Consider the following 16,499-nt stretch of genomic DNA (forward strand, 5'->3'; position numbering starts at 1 on the left):
GTTGCGATAACAGTGTTGGTTGCACCATTAATCACCGAAACAGTGTCCATAGCATTATTGGTGACGTAAATGTAACCGTTAGATGGATCATACGCAACCCCCTCTGGTCCTAGTCCAACGGTGATAGTTGCGATAACAGTGTTGGTTGCACCATTAATCACCGAAACAGTGCCCGAACCAGCAGTGCCCGAACCACAATCGGCAACGTAAATGTACCCATTAGATGGATCATACGCAACCCCCTTTGGCCCATATCCAACGGTGATAGTTGCGATAACAGTTGTCCCATTGATCACCGAAACAGTGCCCGAAAAACAATTGGTGACGTAAATGTACCCATTAGATGGATCATACGCAACCCCCTTTGGTGCTGATCCAACGGTGATATTTGCGATAACAGTGTTGGTTGCACCATTGATCACCGAAACAGTGCCCGAACCATAATCGGTAACGTAAATGTAACCGTTAGATGGATCATACGCAACCCCCGTTGGCCATTTTCCAACGGGAATGGTTGCAATAACAGTGTTGGTTGCACCATTAATCACCGAAACAGTGCCCGAACCACAATTGGTAACGTAAATGTACCCGTTAGATGGATCATACGCTATGCCCCATGGGTCTATAGCATTACTTGTATTCACAACAAAATTTCCATTTATGAGGGTATTGTTTACAAGGTCTAGAGTATATTTTACGTACCCACCCGGATTGTTCTGACCACTATTCTGAGACCCGTTAGCCGTAACCGGAAGTCCAAAGGCTAAAAAAAGGATTGCTATTGAAACGAATATCATCGCAATTAATCTACCTCTCATAGCCATCCTCCACGTCATCACAAACCTATTCATGATCCCCTTTTATAAATATTACGCAAGGTTGGAGGCATAGCGTGAAAATAATCATAAGGCAAGGTGTGTATTGCTTGGTTTGGTTGAAAATGTGTGTTTTTGAGTAAAGCACATCAGCAACCTCTTCTGTGTAGGCTTTGGTGAAATACTCAACTTCGTGATAATCACCTCCTCGCCTCCCAAACTGTTCGGTGAGTCTTCCGAAGTCAACGTTGGCACAATTATCAAATGCATTAGCTAGGCACTTAACGGCATTTGTGCAATCTTTAACCTTGTGAAAGATTCTCACCATGAAGCTTTAAATAGCCTCAGCTCAGGATGTAGTTAAGTAGGCCCCCTCCCTAGTCATGCCGTAGCCACGTTCCCAAGCGTTGCATCCTTATTCCTCACAATCTCATCGGCAAGTTCAATAATACCCTATAGAGGAATTGTGGCCTTTCTCGGAATCACCACTCACGATAACGTACCTAAGGTGGTAATTATTAGCCATGAGGACTCCGGCAAGGAACCACGAAACATCCATCCTTGGTAGGCGAGTAATTTCCTCAGTAGGGACGTGATTGAGAAGGCTAAGCTCATACCCTTCGACCAATCAAGGCTCAGGATGGAGATTAAGGAGACAGATGCTAAACAGGAAATTCGAGCTTTATGAATTGCGAAAATTCTTAGCAACCTGGATGATAAGTCAGCGAGTTAGACTTCATAGTCAATACCCTGCAGGGCACCGCCAAGCGAGTTCAGGGTCTTGGTTGAGCGTTATTAGTCTCCTCGTCATGAGGAGCTTAGGAATTGGTACATCAAGTTCGCACCGAGGGATTGTTGCTGAATTTGGTTGGGTTTTGGTAAGCACCCCATGAAGGATCAAATCACTCCCATCCCCCACACCACCAAATCAACAAAGGGAATAAGAACGATTATTATCAATTTGGCTACATGTACTTAGATTGGATTATAGTGACCTATGGAGTTCCTTTCAGTCTAAAGCTTTCTGTAGTAGGTGTTTATAGTTCTCTAGTAATATCTTGCCTTCCTCCTTCTTATCGGTCTTCAGAGAGTACGTTAGGTAGACGTATTCCTCTTGTGGTTGAAAGTCATTAAGCCTTAAGCTCTTCGACACATTTCTTCACCTTCTCATATTTATGACTCCTCATACCTTGCAATTTCTCGCTACAGCAGTTATTAGATTTTGCCTTGACTTCAAGGCTACACCCAACGAGAAATCCCATAACTGCTGTCGCTAAATGATACCAGTATAGAGGTCAAATCTTCGATTAGTTCTTGTTCTGGTGTTTTGTCCTCCTTATTTAGCACTACGAGCTCGCAGTTGTGTGCTTTGCACACCTCCTCAAGTATCTCGAAGCCAAACCTTACTAGTCTGTCCGGGTAGGCTACAACGACTTTTGATACTTCGTTGTTTAGTATCATTCTTTACAACTTGGTGAATCCTTTCCTCTACATGTTCAATCCAGATCCGACGTCTGTTATCACTTGGTCGTAGTCCTTAACGTTCTCCTCTAGGTACTTAACTTGGTTTATCAAATCGTCTTTCTGTGTGTTTGATGATACTCTAGCGTATAATACTACTTTTCTCTTTCTAACAATTCCCATGAGTCTTTCGACATCCTCTACTTTGAACCTCCATTTCCCGCTTTGTAATATTACTGGTTTTATGTAACCCTTCTTAACATAGCTCTGTAGTGTGCGGTATGATATTCCTAAGCGTTGGCACACTTCCTTAGGTTTAAGCATTGTAGTTAAACTTACATACAAAGTATATAAACTTCACGGTTTATCGAACACTGTTGTCAACAGCTCAGGAAAAACGGTTATCGTATTTTAGCTTATAAAAAACAACTTATATCCCACTCAGTAGGGAATGGTGCTTTACCTTTTAAAAAGAGGTTAAGTAAAATAATGATACTCGTTCTAAAGACTTTAGCAATTACACATGGCGTAACAGAATACAAAAAAGTGCTGAAAAGTGAAAGTAAATACATTTTATATCCTACTTGGAGATATTACCTAATTATTCGAAACACCCTTTACTCAGCTATAAGAGGTAGAATTAACTTTTTCTTCATAAAGAGTTTACCAACCTTCGTTCTTGCATTATACGAACAGAGTGACTTACTGACGACGCTGAAGCTACTACTTAGGGCTATTTACTATTCTCCACCAGGAAATTTTGATAGAGATAATAGAATTTTTATATTAAAAAAAATTACGCGAGGATCCCCCTAGAAATTATCAGCTTCATTATGTTCATTGCACCCTCTGCGCCAACTAGGTAACTTACAATACCCCTAAAGCCAGCTTCTATTAAAGCATCTTTACTATACCCATATCCGCCCATCCACATCATCACGGATTTAGCTATATCTAGGGCCACTTGTGGAGCCGATAACTTAGCCATGGCAACTATTACATGCGCATCTTTAACGCCATTGTCTAACGCCCATGCAGCCTTGTAAGTCAAAAGTCTTGCCATTTCAAGACGCGTATATAGCTCCGCAGCCTCAAATGCAATAGCCTGAAAATCCTTAAGTTTCTGCCCGAATACCTCTCTATTCTTAATGTATTCAATACCCTGATCGAGAATGGCTTTAGCTGCTCCTAAACAAATTCCGGCGACTAAAACTCTAGCATGGTTAAATCCCTCCATTGCGTGATAAAACCCTTTGTTCTCCTCTCCTACCAAGTTTTTCTGAGGAACACTTACGTCCTCATAGTTCACGATTGCCGTTGAGATTCCCATTCTGCCCATATTATTTATCTTTGTTACCCTGACTCTTTCGTCCGTAGTTGGAACATAAATTATCGAAATTCCTTTATGCTTTTCTTGAGGATTAGTCTTTGCCAGAACTAGATGACCTCCTCCCCATTCCTTTGCCTCTAATGCCCCACTTATGTATATCTTCTGACCCCTGATAACGTAATTCCCGTCCTTCTTTATAGCTTGAGTCCTAATAGAAGCTACATCACTTCCTCCAGTAGGCTCCGTAGATGCCACTCCTAAGAAATAATCTCCCTCAACAACTTTAGGGAGTGCTTCTTGCCTTAACTCACTATTACCCAATCTGTCAAGAACATAACCCCATCCCTCCTCTAAAACATACATTACCCCTGTGGCAAGAGAAAAATCTGCCCACCCAAGTTCTTCAGCAATTATTACTGCTGAAGTCATGGAAAGTTGCAAACCCCCTACGTCTTTCGAAAAAACTGCTCCCCATATACCCATCTTTCCAGCCTCTCTCACGAATTCCCTTGGAATTCTCTCCTCTTGATCTATAGTCCTCATTATAGGCCTTAATTTCTTCTGCAAAAATTCATGTATACTATCCTTTAGTAGCTTTTCTTCCTCGGATAAATTAAAGTCCATGTATACTATTATCTTACTCTTCCTTTTTATTTCAGAATATAATCAATTAAGTAAGTTACTATCTAGTTATTACTATTATCTCGTCTTCAGCCAATGAGTCTGATTGAATTAAAAAGATAGGAATCTCTTTGAAGGACTTGTTCAAACTCGTCATAATTTCCTCTTCATTAATTTTAGGTGATATTAACAAAGTTATCTCTTCTACGTTTTCAGGAATAATATTTCTGAGAAACTTTTCGTAATCTCCTATAAGACGTACCGATATCCTCCTAACTATAAAATCGTCACAGTTAATACCCAAAACCTTAAGCATTCATTTATTTTCTCTACATGAAGGTTCCATAGACATCTTATTACATCACTACTTGTTACATCACTATCGGTATGCTATTATTAAATTTTATTTAAACTACTAAATCATTTTTACCTTAAGAAAAACGTGATTTACGTAAAGCACCGAAAAAGACTATATAAATCGAGTTGACGATAGATTACGTTAGAAATGCTTAAATAGATTTCTTGGCAAAAAAAGCTTGAAACACCAAACTCAATAACTATCCAAAATTTTACGTAGAGATAGAAGTTTCTCTTGTTATTTGGATTTTAATTATAAACTTTCCTCTCAGAAATTGGAGCATATACTCAATTAAGCAATTTTATAATAAAAGTACGGTTATAGCCAGTTTCGGGAGCCCAACTTTCAATATTCTAAAGAGGAAAGATTTATTAATGCTGAATTTTCATATTAATTCTTTTTTAAAATAATATGTTTTAATTTTACTTTTAGTAGATTCTAAACTAGTTTAGTTCAAAAAATATTCTATCACTTTAAGCTACTCACAGTATTAACAATCTAAAAAAGGTGTTTGATAGGTTATTTACGTGTACTGAATCTGGAAAAATTTTTTAAATATATGTTTGTTTTTATTCATTGTATGTTAGAGTTTAACAGGAGAAAGAGAGATAAATATGACATAATTGCAGATATTCTTTCAGCCTGCAAAGAAGACGGAATCAACAAGACTAGATTGATGTATGCTGCAGGAATAACATATGAAGTAGCCAAAAAATACTTACCTGAGTTAGAGAATAAAGGCTATTTAATAAGGAAGGATAATTCATATTATCTAACTCAAAAAGGGAAACAAGCACTTGAAGTTTTACAACAGATAAAGGCTAAAAAGAACGAATTGAAAACATTGCTAGATCAATTCAAGGAAATAGAATATAAAGACGGTAGGTGATAACATATCTCATTGTTAACTTATTGAATATTATAAATATTTAGCTACTTCCTTATAATATTAATAATAATAAAGTTTTTTAACTTTTTAAGATTTAAAGAAATACTGAATCTCTTATAAAATTTTATATCTTGCTTATGCTTTGTGGATTAGTTGAATTTTCTTAGGTCTTAAACTAGAGAGGTAAAAATAAATTCTAAATCTTGCGTTGAGTTAAAAGTTAGCTACACGTTCCTATTGAGAAAAACTGAAGAATTCCACAAAGCATCTTGCTTACGGATCTTATTTAATGCTTTTTATAATCGGATTATAAAAACATGAATAAATATAATTAGACTGTTGTTTATTTTTCCTTAATTTAATAAAGTTATTGAATAAATATAAAACACTTTTTTCTGATTTAAAATTCGTAAACAAGGTCAGGATGCTGGCCTTATCTCACCTTTTCGAGCTCGGTCAAGCTCATCATCCGTTCATAATATAAAGTGGGGATAGTAAAATTTCTTCCCATCTGTTCACATAGTCTCGATAATACTCTAAATTAACACCGCTATAACCCAGCTCTGCATTATAAAATCCATTGGATCCTCTTAGATACGCTCTGTCTTTAATTTTTATTACGAAATCCTGAGGCTCTAATTTACTTAACAATTCCTCTTTCATTAAGTCTACCTCAACGATTTTCTCCCTAGCTTGTTCACAAGTTTCAGCCTCAGCTAATATGTTAACAGATTCTTGTAGAAATCTCTTTACGACAAATGGTAAATTCTCCCTTATCAAACCCTTTACCTTTACCTTCCCGTCAGGATATCTAGCAACGTATCTTGTAGGGACACCATATCCCCCACTCTGGGTAAAGATCACCCAGTTATACTTCTCACTCTTTACCCTAAAACCTAAAGTTTTTTCTACTTCATATGAGATATCGTTATCCCCTTGGTAAAATATTGAGTCTACTATAGCATGAAGTATTTTGCCACCATTGTTTTCAATTATCTTCATCGCCTCCCTCATGTTCTTCCTAGAGAAGTAAGTGACAAGTTCATAAGCCTCTATCCTGCCAAAACGGGAGTGCCTATATCCTAAATAGCCAAAGGAAGCTACTAATACCCACTTAGTAGCCTCAGCCCTCTCCTCGTCAATTCTTTTAAGTGCTTCTTTCCTATTTACTATTTCCTCAAGTGCTTCAGGTACTATTCCCCTTCTCTTGAAGCAAATGGAATGCCCTATATCTGTCTTTACGTCTTCACATTCGTCTATTGTTTCGGGTGATATATTATACTTAATAATTATAGACGGGTAAAAAGAGGAGAAGTCCATCTGGTATACGTTATTATAACAGCCAGGCTTAGGTATGAGTATCAAACCACCCTTGTCGGCTCTAGCTAATTGGTCTAAAGTCTTCGCTTTTTCTACGTTAACCTTAATGTCTGGGATTAAGTATTTCCTCCTCAAAGCCTTTATTGCGACATTGGTAGTAACTACTTTACCTATCTTACCGTATCTTATCTCCCTAAGTAAAGTCTTAGAAAGTTTACTCCACTCCATCAATCCCTTAGCCCTAAGGAATGCTTTAGTCAGATCTATTCTAACCGTTACTTTTCTAAAACCCTTACAAGTAACTCCCATACACTCAGCTAAGTCTACAAACTCATTGAATTCAAAGTCCTTAGTATAGCCACTATCAATCTCCTCCCCATTTAAGTACAACTTGTATTTTTCGCCCTTCTCGCTTAACCCATACCAGCTATATGTCTCTACCGTAGCTATTTTCAAATCCGGCATTGAAAGAGATCCCTCTTCTTCCAAGAGAGTTACTCTACCGTTCTCTACCGAGATTAGATGCATGGGATATGCCTTTAGCCTGAGGAGGGTTTGAGTTAGCACTGAAGGATAAGTATTTACATGGATAGCTCTAAGTCTCTCTTTAGCTCTCTTCACTATGTCGTCGTAATAAGATAAGTCATTGATCTCTATCCTATAAACCGTTCCTTTCTTTTTATAATCAGGCGGGAAGTACCAGCCCTCTTCTTCGAACCTTTCAACTGCAGGGTGTTCCAGTAATGGCTCAGGGTTGTCGAGAATTAAGTATAAAGGGAAAGTAGTACTTATCTCAGCCTCAACTCCCTTCTCGAATATCAGTTTCAGTTTCCTCTTTAATGGCTTAACGTCAATGATGTATCCTCTTGTCATCTTCACCACACATATAAAGGATTAGAGTAAGGAGGACTATCTCTTGAGGATCTGCTATCTCGTCGTAAAACGCGTCTTGTAACTCCCTAGTGTGATCAAGGGCTTTGAGGAGTTTCTCCCTTAACCTCTCGTCCCTGACCCGTTCCGCTACTCTTCTTAACCTCTCGGTTTCCTCCTTTATTGCTTGCGTGAGTGAGGGAAGTGTCCTGCCCATAGTCCTACTCTCTCAAGGATTACTAAAAGTATGTATGTTCATTTATTATGAATACGGAGAGTTAGCTGAAAGTATTACAATAATTTCAGTTTACACCCTCACTATTTAATAAACATGTTTAAAAATATGAGGTTAGGAATTGAAAATATTGATAAGATCCTTGAAGGCAATGAAAGAGTTGAGTTTTACGGAAATTGGGAGGATGTTCTATTCCTAGCCCATAGGGCTGTAGCATCTTCAGCACCAATAAATGTAGTGATCGTACAAGAGTTCGGAAAGTTCGATCCTTTTCTTGTAAAGAAGTTCCAAAGGATAACCGGAAATTACGGTGAAATTGTTATAAGGAGGGCCTTCAAGGCAGAAGACGTAAAACCTACAATAGATAGTTTTCAAGGTGAGGTAATAGTTATTGACCCATATTTTCATAGAAAAGATTACACTGTAATTACTTCAGCTCTTAGGAGAAACGTATGGGTGTTCACAAGAGAAGTTAATGGTCTGCCTCAGGGAGGGGCTTTTAACCACCACTCAATGCACGTTATAGTAAGGGTATCTAGTAGCAAGTGGGGCTATAGGTTTTATATCAAGAAGCACCCTTTAATGCCGGAGCTCGAGATCCCGATCTCAATTGAAGGAATATATAGAGGAGAAGAAGACAAAGGACTTTTAGCCTGGGTTTGAATTCTTTTTAAATGTTTGCTGGACTGAATATATAGCTAAGAGTGCGTAGCCTGAAATAGTTACCATATAAAAGTTTAAAATGAACATACCGAATAGATAACCTAACAAAAGAAGTAATGAAGAGAATTGAACGACGTTGTCTTTAACGCTTAAATACAATTCCCTCAAAGCCGTAGAGACTATGACTCCACCAAAGGAGAATAAAAGTACTCCTACTAAGGAATTAGGAGACAAAAAGAATATTCCGACACTTCCTACCACTGCAGACCAATATAATTTATTTACCTTAATAAATGGAACTATAAGAAACACAGTCCCTATCACATTAAAGACCGTATAAAGAATCTTCATATCTGGATAGAACAAGAAGAAAAGAGCTATAGCGAAAGACGTGATCACACTCCCTATCGAGAGCATAATATAGTCTGAACTTTTGAGGACTATTTTAGGTTTCTCCTCCTCTTTTGACGGTTGTTGAACATCAGACACTGGAATCTGAAAGAGAGGATAATGACATTTTTCACAGAACATCACTCCTTCAGAGTTCTCATAACCGCATCTAGGGCATTTAGTAAGTTTTAGCGGAGTAAGTGGCAAGGGATAATAGCATTTTTCACAGAAGGCTGCATTGTCTGAATTCTCATATCCACATCGAGGACACTTTTTCATAATCACTCATTTCCACTCTGCGTTTTTAGAATTACCTCTTTGAACCTATCAACACATTTTCTGATTTCGTCTTTTAACTCCTCGTCCACTTCTCCTTCAGAACTAAAGGTTATCATATCTTCCGAAACAAATGCTACCACTTCTTTACCGTTGAATAGAAACTTCACGTAAAACATGTCGGACATTATTATACTTATCACGTGAGGACAGCTCTCCATCATTGTCCTAACTTCGGAAACCACTTTTCTGACAAACTCAGCCTTATCCTCGCTCACTCGTTTTTTCTTGAACTCAACACCATCATATTCCCCTAAACTGACCTCTCCGTTTACTAAGATCGCTTCAATACCTCTTTTGTCGAGCTCTATCAGGAGACCGTTTTCATGTCTTATTACGCTCTTTGTCATTCGCTATCCACTTGATCTTTTCTAAAACACCCGGTATATTAATTCCCATAGGACAGACATCTTTACAGTTCCCAGAGTGGGTACAAAGTGTCGCCGGTTTGGTATCACCGTAAACAATGTAAGACCACATTGCCCCCATAGGCCCAGTAAAGGGAGGAACTCCCCAATTAACTCCCAGAACTCTGTAGACCGGGCAGTGGAGATGACATCTACCGCACCTTATACAAAGTAATGCTTCTTTTAACACTTTGTCTTGGCTTATCTTAACTCTGCCGTTATCTAAGAGGACTAAGTGAAATTCTTTAGGTCCGTGAGCTGGGCTAACCCTTTTCATCTCGATATCTCCCGTAGAACTTGGACCCGAGGTTAGGTTAATATATGTAGGTGGATAGAGACCAGCATAGGCAGCTTGAACCGTAGCTTCTAACAATGCATGGTAAAATGTAGGTACTATCTTTTCAACCCCAGCCACAGCGATATGCACTGAGGGTAGGACAGTGGACATCCTTATATTTCCCTCATTTTCGACAAGAATGATAGAGCCGGTGTCAGCGGCTATCGCATTAGCCCCGGTTATACCTACATCAGCATTGACAAATTTCTCCCTGAGGAACTTTCTTACAATTGCTACTAACTCCTCATGAGTCGCGTTTTCACTTACCTCTACTCCTAACTTCTCCCTGAGGAGTTTTGCAACCCTCTCTCTAGTCATATGGATGGCAGGAGCTATTATATGAGAGGGAGGCTCATTAGCTAATTGTATTAAAAACTCACCTAAGTCTGTCTCCCACACTTCATTACCTAGTTCCTTTAAATACTCCCTCAACCTCATCTCGTAAGCAACCATGGATTTCCCAAAAACCACTATCTTGTTCTTTCCTACGATCTTCGCTATAATCTCTCTAGCTTCATACACGTTAGTTGCATAATATGCATTACCCCCCATTCTCTTAACCGACTCCATGGTCTGTTCTACGTATTTTTGTAGGTTGTTCAAAACCTCTAACTTAGCCTTTCTGAGCTCCTTTGCAAGGTCTTGAATATAAGAGTATTGGGATAGTATCTTATGAACTCTAGGTACGTTATTGTTTATGGTTCTTTCAACTGCAATATCCCATTCGCTCATTCTACCACCTCAGCAAAGTCGAGGATTTTGTGATATTTAGATAAATTTGCATAACACATGGGACAGACTACTACTATGTTCTCGCTCAACCTTTTAAGTTGCTCCACTCTTAGCCTAGCAATTTTCTCGCTTAACTCTCTGTTTACCGGCTTTATTGGTCCTCCACAACAATAAGAAGTATCTTTCTCGGTCACTAACTCATCTTCAACAAGTTTCACTCCTGAGGAATTTAACAGAGATCTGTAGACTTCTCTCTTTCCTAAAAATCTGGAATACAAACAAGAATCGTGAACTACAATCTCGCCTTGCATCCTAGCTTTAACGTTACCTAAAAGCTCGAAATAACTGACGACATCTACGTCAAAATTCGTGAATTCTTTATACCTTAGCAACGCGTTATGTGTGTGAGGATCTACCGTGATTATCCTCTTAATACCTTTTTGCTTAAAGAAGTCCGTCACAATCTTAGCGTATTCAGCAAACTCATCTAAATAGCCAAGCTCTAATAATATTGCACCGCTATACGGCTCGCTTTCGTATAAGTATCCGAACTGAACTCCTCTTCTCTTCAGCATTAAGGATATATTTTGTAATATCCTATATGCCCTATCAATTTCTTCCTTTGAAGGTTTTACTAGTTTAGCTAATGCTGATAACGATGAAAGCTTTTCTGCATATGGAATGAATTTGGAGAAGATATCACTTAATGAGGCAGTCTGATACATACACGAAGTGTAGATAATCGTTTCCCCTCCTTTCGGAATGTCCTTAGCCCAAGACGTACATACTGACTTGTCTATGGGATAGGGAAAACCAAACTTTTGAAGGTTTTGAAAAATTAACTTCCCTAACACCATTTACGATTATTCATAAAGATTATAAACTTTGAGGACGTAGATTAGAAAACTCTGTGTTTTTCTATTAACGAGAACTGGTGGAAAAGAAAGGCTTTGGGTGTTCCAAAATCTATGAAACAAGTTGAAAAGTTTATATTCAAGTCATAGAAAATATATTAACTTCATATTCTCATTAACCTTTTATAGTTGAAACAAATTGTGTAGTATTGATGATAACTGAATTTATAAAAAAAGGAAGAAACAAATTTTTCGCTTACGCCTTAATATTCACTTTCTTAGCCTCTCTACTACTTGCTCCTAACGTAGTGCTCTCTCATGCTTCATCATCTAAAGCACAAGTAAACATGATCTACGAGAGGTATTACAGTTCCTATAGTGCTCAAAACGGACTTGGAGGAAATACAAAGCCTTTGGACTCTGGTTCCCTAGTTGTATATAAAGTGGAGTCAGCAAGAGCTAATTACACAAGGTCTGTGGGAGGAACACTTGATGTATATGCTAACATAACAACATATACAATGATCTTCTCAAACTCACTCTCCACAGTTAACGGATATGTTACAGTACAAGCTTTCCCTAACATGACTCTTACAGTGGTCACTAACATTCCTAACCTAATCGGGGTAGTAGTAAACGGGAGTGGAACTTCCACACTCGTATGGTCTGGGTTTAACTCTACTAAAGTCGACACTTTTGCATATATAAACGGTACGGGAACAGTGTACCTAGAATTCGCCAACGGTAGCGAGGTAGCTAACATTCCCGTTACTATTAAAGTAGGACAACCAGAGACCGTAGATCTTACAATGAATTTATATACTATACAAAGTGTTACCTCTACTTTAACCACAGAGGTTAAGTTAACAGTACCAATAAACCTACCTAAAAGATACCAGCCGTTGAATTTCACAACAGAGATAAACGGACAATTATTTATGGCGAGTCAAGAGAATATAACACCTGAACTATCGTATTTTAATGGAAGTACAGTAGCTTCTTTGATTTGGAAGGGTGAAGGTCTTGGATTTGCTCAATCAGGTTTAATAGGCCATGTAAAAGCCAACTTCGAAACTATAGAATTTTACGGAGTTAACGGAACTGCTTTAGGGTATGTTCACATGGTGAGCTTTAACGGAACTCAGTTCAAACTTTCAGTAGGATCTACATCTAACGTGTATTTCGGGGAGGAGAAGATCGTAATATACCAAGGTGCAAGGGTACCACAAATCCATGTTGAGAGTCATGGAGACGTAGATATTAACGGAAAGGAGGTTATAATATTAGTAGGTAATAACGGGGAAGTTATGTCTACTGCTCTAGTTAGCTTGTCTCACAACGTTAACGTTAACGGAACTGAGGGAGGTACTTTAGTTTACCTAAACCTAACTGGAAACATGAAAGTAGTGGTAGTTACTGAAAGCAACCAGACTGTCAATGTAAGTGTAGTTAAGCCTATCCAAGTACAGCCCACGATAGTTACGATCAAAGGTGTTCAGCACCAAGCTCAGGAGGTTATGGTGAATTCAACTGGAAGTATTGTGTTTAACGTAACCTTAATGATGCAAGGGAACATAACCGTATATAAGGAAGTTTCAGGAGAAGTAATTGAGCTGAATTCATCTAATTACTTTGTGGTAAATAACACGGTAGTTGTATACGACGATCCGACCACAACCTATTTCATAGTTTATTCACAAACAACTTCAAGCACTTCTTCACAAACATTGACAACACAATCCTCAATTACCCAGAGTACAACAACTTCAACTCAGGCTCCACAAACGTCAACAACACAGTCCTCAACTACTCAGACAAGCTCATCACAAACCAGTTCAGCACTTGGAAATAGTAGCGTCAGTAACGTAATGATCGCACCACCATCAAGCTCCTCTACAAGCGGTATATCAACACCTGAAATAGCTATCATAGGTATAATTATTGTGATTATTGTAGGAGCATTACTGATCTTCGTAAGGAAAAAGTGAATTAAGTTTCAGCCAATTGTTTAACAATAACGTTAACCAGATCTGTTGAGATATCTTCAAAGTCCCCGATTTTTTCTACCAGTTCTCCGTTCTTTACCTTAACTCTAACGTATTTATCGTCTTTAGAGGAGAACCAAAGGAGTATTATATTACCTAAACTCCTACTAATTGCCAATTCAATAATCTCTGGTATTTTGTCACGAGGCACAGACATTGTAAGGATTGGTTTAGCCACCGCCAAGACTTCTGCTTGAAAAAAGATGAATTCTTCCATGAATTTCTTTTCGTCTATCTCGTTTTCGAACTTCTCGGGTTTTGTTGACACAGATATTGTACACCCTGAGTTCTTAGGTAGTACTGAAAATCTAAACACTAAAGTATTCTTTCCGAGAATAGAGGGTCTTGTAAGTGTATAAATTACGTCAAACAGTGTTACTTCCTTTTTAATTAAATGATATTCCCTACCTTTTATTAAAATTCTTTCATCTTTAGTAATTGTGATATTTCTAAATGACCTTAATACCCTCTTGTGTTCTTGTAAGAAGTGGAGTACTGTAAATTTATCCGAACTTAGAGTAATTGTTATCAAGGCGATTAATTTATTTATATCGTAATATTTATAAATGAAAATAGGAAGTATTAACGAGTCTTAGATTTTATATGATAATACCATAATAACACAAATTGAAGTCATTTATATGATGACCTTAAATTTTATCGTGTACTCAACTAGGATAGGATTTAAGCAATTACAAAACAAAAGAATAAATAACACCAAAATGATAATGATTGTATGGAACGTCTACTCAGATGGTACATGATATTCAAATTGCTTTCTATTTTAATGAAGAGAAAAGGTAAGAGGTGAAGAAGATGAGTTTTGCCTATTTCATAGGAAAAGAATTGGGGAAGAGAGCAGAAGAGCTAAGTAGAAGCGTATTCGAAATAGTCTACCCACCAGTTGACGTGTATGAGGAAGGAGGATATTTAGTAGTCGTAGCCGACCTTGCTGGATTTAGCAAGGAGAAAATTAAGGCAAGAATTACGGGACAAAACGAACTAATAATAGAAGCAGAGAGGGACATAAGCGAGCCTGGAGTAAAATACGTTACTCAAAGACCGAAGTATGTGAGAAAAGAGATTAAGCTACCCGTTACTCCGGCTAAAGACGCTCAAATAACTGGAAAGTATGAAAACGGTGTACTTACAATAAGGATACCGATAGCTGGTACAGCCAGTATTAAGATAGAATGATAGGTGAAGATTTAACTTTACGTATTCTTTACTCGTAAGTAACGAGTATATACCAGACATAATTTTCAGTCTCTGGTCGTTGCTAAAACTAGGGCAAGTAATCCAAGGAGTAGTGATATCGTAGAGTCCTTGGTGATCAAATAGTAAACTAACCCTGCAAATACTAAGGATATTGAAATCGCCTTCACATAAGTTCTATTTCTCTTATTTTGAACTATGATAGGTTTTTCCAGTATGGACAATCTGAATTTACGTATTGCGGCATTGACTGTATTCCTGAAGTCGCTCAGTATAGCCTCAAAGACTAAACCTTCCTCTTCTATCAGTCTTTGTAGGTTAAGAAAGAAGTTAAAGTCTGGATCTATCTGAAGGCACGTGCTTCCTAAAATTGAAGTCATTCTTATATAAAGTGTAAGTTTTTCGGGTAACTTTAAGGGAAATCTATAAAAAACCTCATTTGCAGCCTCAAGAAACTGCTCTACTTCAAGGGTCTCAGCCGTAATTCCCTGAAACTGTTGCAGAAATAATTCTATACCTTTAGCCAAGACCTCTCTATCAGCCTCAGGTTGAATTGCCCCCAGTTCTTCTAAAACTTTTACAAGTCCTATACCGTCGAGACGTATTAAGGCTACGTAAGCCCTCAAAAGCCTTAGCCTAGTTTCGTGATCCATTTTCCCTACCATTCCGAAGTCGTAAATGATCAAATTTCCATGATCATCTACAGCTAAATTGCCCGGATGGGGATCCGCGTGGAAGTACTCTTTTTCAAGAAGCATTATCATGAAGACCTTAAATATTCTGTAAGCCAGTTCCGACGGTTTTACAATTTTCTTAGCTTCTTCAGAGGTTACTTTATATCCCTTAATGTATTCCATCACAAGTACTCTCTTTGTGGAAAAATAAGGGATGGGGATAATTACGTCTGGGAAATCGGCTAATTCCTCCCTTATTTTCCTCATGTAGTACTCTTCTTTCGTGAAGTCCATCTCCTCAAAAATTCGCCTACTGAAGTCGTTAACTATAGCCCTCAAGCTCTCGTAAAAAGATTCGTCCATTAAAAACTTAGTGTAGGGTAGTAGTGATCTCATGATCTTTATATCCTCTTCAGCAATCTCCCTAATTCTAGGTCTGTTAACCTTGATAACTACAGTCTTACCGTCACTTTTTCTCTTGGCCAAATAAACTTGCCCAATACTAGCAGTAGATATTGGTTCAGGATTGATCTCGAACTCTTTTAATTTCTCACCTAAGTCCTCCTTAATAATCTTAAACACCTCTTCCCAAGGTGCTGGAGGTACATCATCTTGCAGACGTGAAAGGACTTTAAGGTAGGGCTCTGGTAATATATCGGAGTGTACTGACAAAACTTGGCCGAATTTTATAAACACTGGTCCTAGAGACACGATCACATTGAGAAACTTCTCTGCATCTCTATACATCTTCTCCTCGTCTATTTTCTCTCCCTTCAAAGTCCTCAAACGGTAATCCCTTAATCGTAAGACGTGAGGTAAAAGTTTAAGTCCCACCTTAATAGTATTCAGCACAATATAAATTCCGAGAAAGGACTAAATTAGATTTTTACCTGAGAAGTTTTTCCATATATTTAAATAGCAATTTATTACCCTTGAAACGAGAATCG

Annotated in this window: 16 protein-coding genes and 2 pseudogenes; 4 read left to right on the forward strand and 14 right to left on the reverse strand. The window is 38.0% G+C overall.

Annotated elements, in window-relative coordinates; genetic code table 11:
• The 6 genes and pseudogenes from WIW72_RS01525 to WIW72_RS01550 form a co-directional block, all read right to left on the reverse strand.
• The coding region (locus WIW72_RS01525; protein WP_337721216.1) for a YncE family protein at positions 1-836 on the reverse strand (836 nt) is incomplete at its 3' end.
• 721 nt (positions 837-1,557) lie between these two features.
• Positions 1,558-1,716 carry a hypothetical protein gene (locus WIW72_RS01530; protein WP_337721217.1) on the reverse strand — a complete coding sequence of 53 codons (159 nt, stop codon included), beginning with the start codon at positions 1,714-1,716 and terminating at the stop codon, positions 1,558-1,560.
• A 111-nt stretch (positions 1,717-1,827) separates the two neighbouring features.
• Positions 1,828-1,968: pseudogene (locus WIW72_RS01535) on the reverse strand (RNA-guided endonuclease TnpB family protein); the annotation flags it as partial.
• A pseudogene (locus WIW72_RS01540) lies at positions 1,946-2,600 on the reverse strand (IS607 family transposase). The pseudogenes WIW72_RS01535 and WIW72_RS01540, both read right to left, overlap by 23 nt.
• A gap of 472 nt (positions 2,601-3,072) precedes the next feature.
• The gene (locus WIW72_RS01545; RefSeq protein WP_337701694.1) at positions 3,073-4,230 is read right to left on the reverse strand and encodes an acyl-CoA dehydrogenase family protein; all 1,158 of its coding nucleotides are present in this window, start codon (positions 4,228-4,230) and stop codon (positions 3,073-3,075) included.
• A 58-nt stretch (positions 4,231-4,288) separates the two neighbouring features.
• Positions 4,289-4,543, reverse strand: a complete 255-nt coding sequence (locus tag WIW72_RS01550) for a DUF4898 domain-containing protein (RefSeq protein WP_337701692.1) — start codon at positions 4,541-4,543, stop codon at positions 4,289-4,291.
• Positions 4,544-5,165: 622 nt separating this feature from the next.
• Between WIW72_RS01550 and WIW72_RS01555 the strand changes: the two genes are divergently transcribed.
• The gene (locus WIW72_RS01555; RefSeq protein ID WP_337701690.1) at positions 5,166-5,474 is read left to right on the forward strand and encodes a winged helix-turn-helix domain-containing protein; all 309 of its coding nucleotides are present in this window, start codon (positions 5,166-5,168) and stop codon (positions 5,472-5,474) included.
• Between the two features lie 465 nt (positions 5,475-5,939).
• Here the strand turns inward: WIW72_RS01555 and WIW72_RS01560 are convergent, their stop codons facing one another.
• Positions 5,940-7,667: a DNA polymerase domain-containing protein gene (locus tag WIW72_RS01560; RefSeq protein WP_337701689.1), complete on the reverse strand. Its 1,728-nt coding sequence runs from the start codon at positions 7,665-7,667 to the stop codon at positions 5,940-5,942.
• A complete protein-coding gene (locus WIW72_RS01565) occupies positions 7,645-7,881 on the reverse strand; it encodes a DNA polymerase II (RefSeq protein WP_337701687.1) in 237 nt (78 codons plus the stop codon). Before WIW72_RS01565 ends, WIW72_RS01560 begins: the two co-directional genes overlap by 23 nt.
• A 126-nt stretch (positions 7,882-8,007) precedes the next feature.
• Between WIW72_RS01565 and WIW72_RS01570 the strand changes: the two genes are divergently transcribed.
• A complete protein-coding gene (locus WIW72_RS01570) occupies positions 8,008-8,562 on the forward strand; it encodes a hypothetical protein (protein ID WP_337701685.1) in 555 nt (184 codons plus the stop codon).
• Here the strand turns inward: WIW72_RS01570 and WIW72_RS01575 are convergent.
• The 4 genes from WIW72_RS01575 to WIW72_RS01590 are packed head-to-tail and all read right to left on the reverse strand — an operon-like array spanning position 8,548 to position 11,618.
• A complete protein-coding gene (locus WIW72_RS01575) occupies positions 8,548-9,231 on the reverse strand; it encodes a zinc ribbon domain-containing protein (RefSeq protein WP_337701683.1) in 684 nt (227 codons plus the stop codon). The two genes, WIW72_RS01570 and WIW72_RS01575, sit on opposite strands and share 15 nt — an antisense overlap.
• Before the next feature lie 2 nt (positions 9,232-9,233).
• Positions 9,234-9,638: a hypothetical protein gene (locus tag WIW72_RS01580; protein ID WP_337701681.1), complete on the reverse strand. Its 405-nt coding sequence runs from the start codon at positions 9,636-9,638 to the stop codon at positions 9,234-9,236.
• Entirely contained in the window at positions 9,613-10,764 is a 1,152-nt protein-coding gene (locus WIW72_RS01585) for a lactate utilization protein B (RefSeq protein WP_337701680.1), read from the reverse strand. The genes WIW72_RS01580 and WIW72_RS01585 overlap by 26 nt, the downstream gene beginning before the upstream one ends.
• Positions 10,761-11,618, reverse strand: coding sequence for a heterodisulfide reductase-related iron-sulfur binding cluster (locus tag WIW72_RS01590; protein ID WP_443294748.1), 858 nt, complete (start codon positions 11,616-11,618; stop codon positions 10,761-10,763). Before WIW72_RS01590 ends, WIW72_RS01585 begins: the two co-directional genes overlap by 4 nt.
• 212 nt (positions 11,619-11,830) lie before the next feature.
• On the opposite strand from WIW72_RS01590, the gene WIW72_RS01595 reads away from it, so the two are divergent.
• Complete coding sequence (locus WIW72_RS01595; protein WP_337701676.1) at positions 11,831-13,606, forward strand: hypothetical protein; 1,776 nt, start codon at positions 11,831-11,833, stop codon at positions 13,604-13,606.
• A 1-nt stretch (position 13,607) separates the two neighbouring features.
• Here the strand turns inward: WIW72_RS01595 and WIW72_RS01600 are convergent, their stop codons facing one another.
• Positions 13,608-14,195 (reverse strand): hypothetical protein, encoded by a 588-nt coding sequence (locus tag WIW72_RS01600; protein WP_337701674.1) that lies wholly within the window; start codon positions 14,193-14,195, stop codon positions 13,608-13,610.
• A 284-nt stretch (positions 14,196-14,479) separates the two neighbouring features.
• Between WIW72_RS01600 and hsp14 the strand changes: the two genes are divergently transcribed.
• Positions 14,480-14,860: an archaeal heat shock protein Hsp14 gene (hsp14, locus tag WIW72_RS01605; RefSeq protein ID WP_337701673.1), complete on the forward strand. Its 381-nt coding sequence runs from the start codon at positions 14,480-14,482 to the stop codon at positions 14,858-14,860.
• A 65-nt stretch (positions 14,861-14,925) separates the two neighbouring features.
• Here hsp14 and WIW72_RS01610 read toward each other — a convergent pair whose 3' ends face one another.
• A complete protein-coding gene (locus tag WIW72_RS01610; RefSeq protein ID WP_337701712.1) occupies positions 14,926-16,407 on the reverse strand; it encodes an ABC1 kinase family protein in 1,482 nt (493 codons plus the stop codon).
• Positions 16,408-16,499: the final 92 nt, after the last annotated feature.

The organism is Stygiolobus sp. CP859M (assembly GCF_037389975.1).
In the GTDB taxonomy this organism is placed as follows: Archaea; Thermoproteota; Thermoprotei_A; order Sulfolobales; family Sulfolobaceae; genus Stygiolobus.